Below are 5,801 nucleotides of genomic sequence, written 5' to 3' on the forward strand. Positions count from 1 at the left end.
GCGGCGCGGCCGCGGCGGGGGCTGCCGCGGCCGACGCGAACGCGGACAACGGCGCGGCCACCTCGGCAAGCGCCGCTGCCCGCGTCGCCGCGCTCGATGCCAAGGCCTTCTTCTCGCGCTTCGCCGGCGCCTTGCCCGACAATCCGCCGCCGCAGCCCGATCCGCACGTCGACCAAGTGCTCGACGAGATCGGCGTGAAGGCCGGCGTCGATCCCGACTGGAGCGGCGAGCGGCTCGCCGCTGCCGCGCGCGGGGTGGAGGATGCGCGTGCACGGCTGACCACGCCGCCGTCGAACCTGTTCGCGGCGGACGGCTGGCGCTGGCTCGGCGGCGATGCCGGCCGCTACGGGCAGGACTACACGCTGCGCGCCTACGCGGCGGCGACGCATTTCGGCGCCGGCACGCGCGACGACGACACGGTGGCGATCGTGGCCGCCGACGGCGATGGCGAGGCGCTGAACGGCGAGCGCCGTTACGTGTTGCATTTCGCGGCGCGCGAACTGCCGCCGGTGCGTGCGTTCTGGTCGCTCACGCCTTATACGGCGGACGGCGCGCTGCCTGATCCGGGCCGTGGCCGGCGCGCGATCGGCAGCCTCGACCGGCTGCAGCGCAATCGCGACGGCTCGGTCGACATCGTCGTATCGGCCAGCTCGCCGGGCCGCGCCCGCGCGGCCAACTGGCTGCCCGCGCCGCGCGCCGATTTCCAGTTGGCGCTGCGTCTCTACGCGCCCAAGCCCGAGGCGACCGACGGCTCCTGGCAGCCGCCGCCGCTGGTGCGCCAGTAAATGGGCGGCTAATGCATAAGTGAGCGGTTGCTATCGGAAGCAATCAGACGGCGCCTTCTGGCGCCGTTTTCGTTTGGGGCGGGGTGCGTCGGAGGGTTTTGTTCTCCCAAGCCTTGCTGGACAGAGGGATTCGAGACAATCGACCCCAATTTCCCCCTCCATATTTCTTTCGGCAATGTCTGTAATCACAAACGTAATCACGATTGTGACCGGGATTGCAGACTTGACATCGTTCATCGCAAATCTAAAATGTCTGCAAAGATAGACTTTATGGATATTCAGACTGGGATTGCAGACATGAAGCGCGATGAGCAACCGTTGATGAGCCCTGAGCGGCTACAAGAAGCTCGCCAGCTGGGAGAGAAACTGGCTCGTCTGCGTATCGCCCGTCGTATTCGGCAGGCGGACGCGGCTACTCGCGCCGGGATTTCTCGCTCCACGGCGGTTCTGTTGGAGAAGGGGGACCTCGGTCGCACACAGGCCCAGATACTTCGATATTTGGAAGCGATCGCGCCTGGTGTCAGCCTGCTTTCACTGCTGAAGGAGGACGACCCTTCGCTTCAGGCGTTGGCGGCACGTGAGACGACGCAGCGCGTTCGCGAGGCGAGCAAATCCGAACTGCAACGGCTGGATTTCTGATGGCACGCAAGAAAACGGAGGTTTTCGTATTCGGCCACCTTGCGCAAGCTGACGGTAATCGGTTCGTACCAGCGGGCATCCTTGGTCTGACCGAGACAGAAGGCGCGCGTGTCGCAGATCGTGGGCTTGCCAGTGAGTTTGCGTATGGCATGGGATACCTCCGGCGAGGCGAGTCGTTCGAGCTGGACCCGGTGAGTTTGGCACTGGGTGAGCGTGAGTCCATCAGGGGGAAGGTTCTGTTTCCCGTGAACGGGCTTGGCGAATTTGGCGGTATTCGCGACGCGGCTCCCGATGCCTGGGGGCGCAGGGTAATTGAAGCTCGCCTCAAGGCGCCGGCGAACGGTTTGCTCGAAGTGGAGTACCTGCTGCATGCCGGCGGGGACCGCGTTGGCGCCCTGGACGTGCGGGAAGACATCAAGAGCCCTGATTCGGCGTCCGCGAGCGACATGCATTCGCTGGAATATGTACTGCAGGCGTCGGAGGCAGTCGAGAACGGGGCGCCGGTACCGACAAACCTGGAGCGTTTCCTGGGCTCGGGCCCATCCGCCGGTGGTGCTCGCCCGAAGGCGTCTGTACGCGACGGGGACGGCGCACTGTGGCTGGCCAAGTTTCCCGCGAATGGCGACAGATTCGACGTGGCGCGCGCGGAGTCCTGCACCTTGGAGCTTGCCCGCCGCTGTGGTCTGACGGTCCCGGAGGTACGCCACCAGGATATCGGCGGCCGACCTGTCATGCTGATTCGTCGCTTTGACCGCTACTGGAGCCAGGTTGGTCAGAAGCCGCCTGAAGACGCCTTGCACGACACCCGCCCTGGGGAGGGCCGCATCGAAGGCCGGCTTCCTTTCGTCAGCGGCCTTACGCTCACCGCCTGCAGCGAGCTGGAGTCGCCCGACAAGACCTATGCCGACCTGGGCCGCGCCATCCACAAATACGTCCACCTGGATCGTGTCAAAGCCGATGGCGAGGAGATGTTTGCTCGCATGGTGTTCAACATTTTCGTGACCAACGACGACGACCATCTTCGCAATCATGGCTTCATACGGGACCCGCGGCGTAACGGCTGGGTGCTCAGCCCTCTGTACGACGTCGTTCCGCGCCCCGTCCTGGCCAGTGAACGAAGACTGCACCTTGGTGTAGGAGAGCACGGCAAACTCGCCACCCTGGATAATGCGTTGAGTCATTACGCCGCTTTCATGCCGGCGCGGCCGACAGCAATCGGCATCATGCGTCGAGTCTGGGGTGAGGTACGCGAATGGATGACGTGCTTCGAAGAGCATGGCGCCGACAAAAAGCTCCTTGACCAGCTATCACGAGCCTTTCGCGACATCAGCGACATCGCTTCGCCGGGGCTCGAGGCTGAAATACGCAGAGGGACGTAAGGGCAAGGCGTGCATTGCCGCTCCCGGCGTCGCCAAATACAGCTGGCAAAAGGGTATTGCCTATGTCCAGGCACGAATCGGACGATGTCCCGCCCTGTCATGAAAAGTGAGCAGGCGCTTTCCGTATAATCCACGACTGGCGAGCATCGACCCGCTTTGAAGGTGCGACGGGCAGGCCGCCCGGCAGCACCATCGCGAGATGCGTCGTCGCGGCTGGCGATCGCCCACGAGGCGACATCGCCCATGCCCGCCGAGCGCCTATACTTCGGAAAGCCGGGCTTTCCGTCCCGATTTTGCAGACGACGTTCGTCGTCCTCTCAACGGCACCTCAGCATGGCCAGCATCCAGAAAAATCAACCTGAGAACTCCCGTCCGTCCGTCGGCAAGCGGCTCGGCGACGTGGCCCGATCGCGCCGCACCAGGCGCGTCGCGCTCGGCATCCTCATTTTCCTGGTCGTGTTCGGCCTGCTCGGTTTCTTCGCGGCGCCGCCGCTGATCCGCCATATCGCCGAGCAGCAGTTGAGCCGCCAGCTCGACCGCCCCGCCACGATCGCGCGGATCGCGCTGAACCCCTACACGCTGCGGCTCGAGGCCGACGGCGTCCATATCGGCGAGCGCGGCGGGCAAGGCCCCTTCGTCGACATCGGCAAGCTGACCGTGCGGCCGGCCTGGAGCTCGCTGCTGCGCGGCGCGCCGATCGTCGACGAGGTGCGCATCGACGCGCCGCGCTTCCACATCGTCCGCTACGACGCGCAGCGCTTCAATTTCACCGACCTGATCGAGAAGTTCTCGAAGCCCTCGCAGCCGTCCTCCTCGGGGCCGACGCGCTTCTCGGTGTCGAACATCCAGGTCACCGATGGCCGCATCGACTTCGACGATCGCCTGCTCGGCGCCCGGCACGTGGTCGATCAATGGGCGCTCGGCGTGCCCTTCGTCGCCACCCTGCCCTCGAAGACCGACATCTTCGTGCAGCCGACTCTGAAGCTGCGCCTCGACGGCAGCCCGATCGCGATCACCGGCAAGACCAAGCCCTTCTCGCAGACGCGCGAATCGGAGATCAACCTGAAGTTCGACGGGCTCGATGTGCCCAAGCTGCTGTCCTACGCGCCGGCCAGGCTGCCGGTCCAGATGAGTTCCGGCAGGCTGTCGAGCGACCTGGTGCTGCGCTTCTCGATCGACGGCGAGACGCCCGCGCTGCGCGTGTCGGGCACGGTCGACCTGGCCGACGCGAATCTCAGCGACGCGGCGAACCATCCGCTGTTCGCGGCGCGTGCCGTGCATGTGGCGGCGGGCTCGCTCGAACCGCTGCGGCAGGTGCTGCATTTCGACGAGATCCGGGTCGACGCGCCGGTGCTCACGCTCACGCGCGATGCGGCCGGCGTGCTGAACGTGCAGAAGCTGGCGGCGGCCCAGGGCGGCGCGAAGGCGGCGCCCGCCGCGGCCTCGTCGCCGGCGGCCGTCACGGCAGCCGCGTCGGCACCGGCAGGTGCGGCGAGCGGCGCGAGCGCAAGCACGCAGGCCCAGGCCAAGCCCGCCGCCGAGGATGCCAAGCCGCAGCCGCTCGACCTGACGATCGCCCGCCTCGCGATCGACGACGGCACCATCCACATCAGCGACGCCTCGGTGGCCCCGGCCGCCGACCTCACGCTCGCCAAGCTGAAGACCACGCTGTCCGGCTTCACCCTGCAAGGCCGGCAGCCGGCCAAGTTCTGGATCTCGACCCAACTCGCCCAGGGCGGCGCGCTGAACGCGGCCGGCGCCGTCAGCCTGGCCCAGCAGCAGGTGGGCGGCCATCTGGGCATCGACGGCTTCGCGCTGCCGGCGATCGCGCCGTACCTGGCCGGGGCGAGCTCGGCGAAGCTGCTCGACGGCAGGCTCGGCGCCTCGATCGACGCCTTCGCGGATTGGTCGAAGCCGGAGCTGGCGGCCAATGTCGGCCCCAGCAGCCTGACGCTCGATGCGCTGAAGATCGGCGCGCCTTACGCGAAGGCGCCGGTGCTGGCCTTGTCGAAGGCCGACGTGAAGCTCTCGCGCATCGATCTCGGCGCGCGCACGGCCGAGGTGGCGAGCGTGGCCGTCAACGGCCTGGACGTCGACGCGGCGCGCCTGAAGAACGGCGAGATCGACCTGGCCGCGCTGGCCGAGCCGGCGGCATCCGCGCGCGGCGCGCGTCGCGAGCCGGCGGAGAAAACCGCCGCCGAATCGGCTGCAAAGCCGGCCGCGAAGCTGGCCACAAAGCCGGCCAACGGCAAGACCGCCGCGGCCGCGCCCTGGCATTACCGGATCGGCGAGCTGAGCCTGGCCGGCGCCAAGGCCAGCTTCACCGACCTGTCCACGCCGCGCCCGGTGAAGCTGGCGTTCGCGCCGCTCGACGTGAAGGTCGGCCCGCTCACCGACGATCTGTCCAAGCCGCTGCCGGTCTCGCTGCGCACCACGCTGAACCGCAAGGGCAGCTTCGCGGTGGCGGGCGAGGTGACGGCCACGCCGCTCGACGCGAAGCTGCGCATCGACGGCAACCGGCTCGATGCGGCCGCCTTCGAGCCGTATTTCGGCGGCGCGCTCAATGCCACCATCGCCAGCGCGCTGCTCAACGCGAAGGGCAACCTGGCGGTGTCGCAGGCGAAGGCGGCGACCAAGGCCTCGTATCGCGGCGATCTCGCCGTGGTGGACGTGCGCATGCTCGACAAGGCCAGCTCGGACCCGTTCGCGGGCTGGCGTTCGCTGGCGCTGTCGAACCTGAAGGCGAACTACGACAGCGAGCGCGGCACCGATGTCGACGCTTCGCGCGTGACCTTCTCCGGCTTCTACGGCCGCGTGCTGCTCGACGCGCAGGGGCGCCTGAACCTCAACGACGTGGTGGCCAAGCAGAGCGGCCCGGCGCAATCGCTCACGCGCGACGCGAGCGGCGCCGAACCGGTGCCCTTGTCGCCGACGGCCGCGGCCGTCGCGGCGGCGAGCGCGCATCCGGCCTCGGGCGCTTCGGCGGCCGCCGCCACTG

General features: G+C 67.6%; 4 protein-coding genes. All 4 read left to right on the top strand.

Features of this window, described 5'->3' with window-relative positions; genetic code table 11:
* Positions 1–785: DUF1214 domain-containing protein (locus tag F3J10_RS34035; RefSeq protein WP_167243911.1), on the top strand; the 785-nt coding region annotated here is incomplete at its 5' end.
* Between the two features lie 249 nt (positions 786–1,034).
* A complete protein-coding gene (locus F3J10_RS34040) occupies positions 1,035–1,424 on the top strand; it encodes a helix-turn-helix domain-containing protein (RefSeq protein ID WP_233632032.1) in 390 nt (129 codons plus the stop codon).
* Positions 1,424–2,803 carry a type II toxin-antitoxin system HipA family toxin gene (locus F3J10_RS34045; protein ID WP_025099375.1) on the top strand — a complete coding sequence of 460 codons (1,380 nt, stop codon included), beginning with the start codon at positions 1,424–1,426 and terminating at the stop codon, positions 2,801–2,803. The genes F3J10_RS34040 and F3J10_RS34045 overlap by 1 nt, the downstream gene beginning before the upstream one ends.
* Before the next feature lie 333 nt (positions 2,804–3,136).
* On the top strand, positions 3,137–5,801 hold a 2,665-nt coding region (locus F3J10_RS34050; RefSeq protein WP_167243912.1), incomplete at its 3' end, for a DUF748 domain-containing protein.

Source organism: Burkholderia sp. Cy-637 (assembly GCF_011753175.1).
GTDB lineage: Bacteria > Pseudomonadota > Gammaproteobacteria > Burkholderiales > Burkholderiaceae > Burkholderia > Burkholderia gladioli.

Bases quoted from the DNA above. Each gene is read 5' to 3' on its own strand.
- F3J10_RS34040 (WP_233632032.1), top strand. From the start codon at position 1,035: ATGTCTGCAAAGATAGACTTTATGGATATTCAGACTGGGATTGCAGAC.
- F3J10_RS34045 (WP_025099375.1), top strand. From the start codon at position 1,424: ATGGCACGCAAGAAAACGGAGGTTTTCGTATTCGGCCACCTTGCGCAA.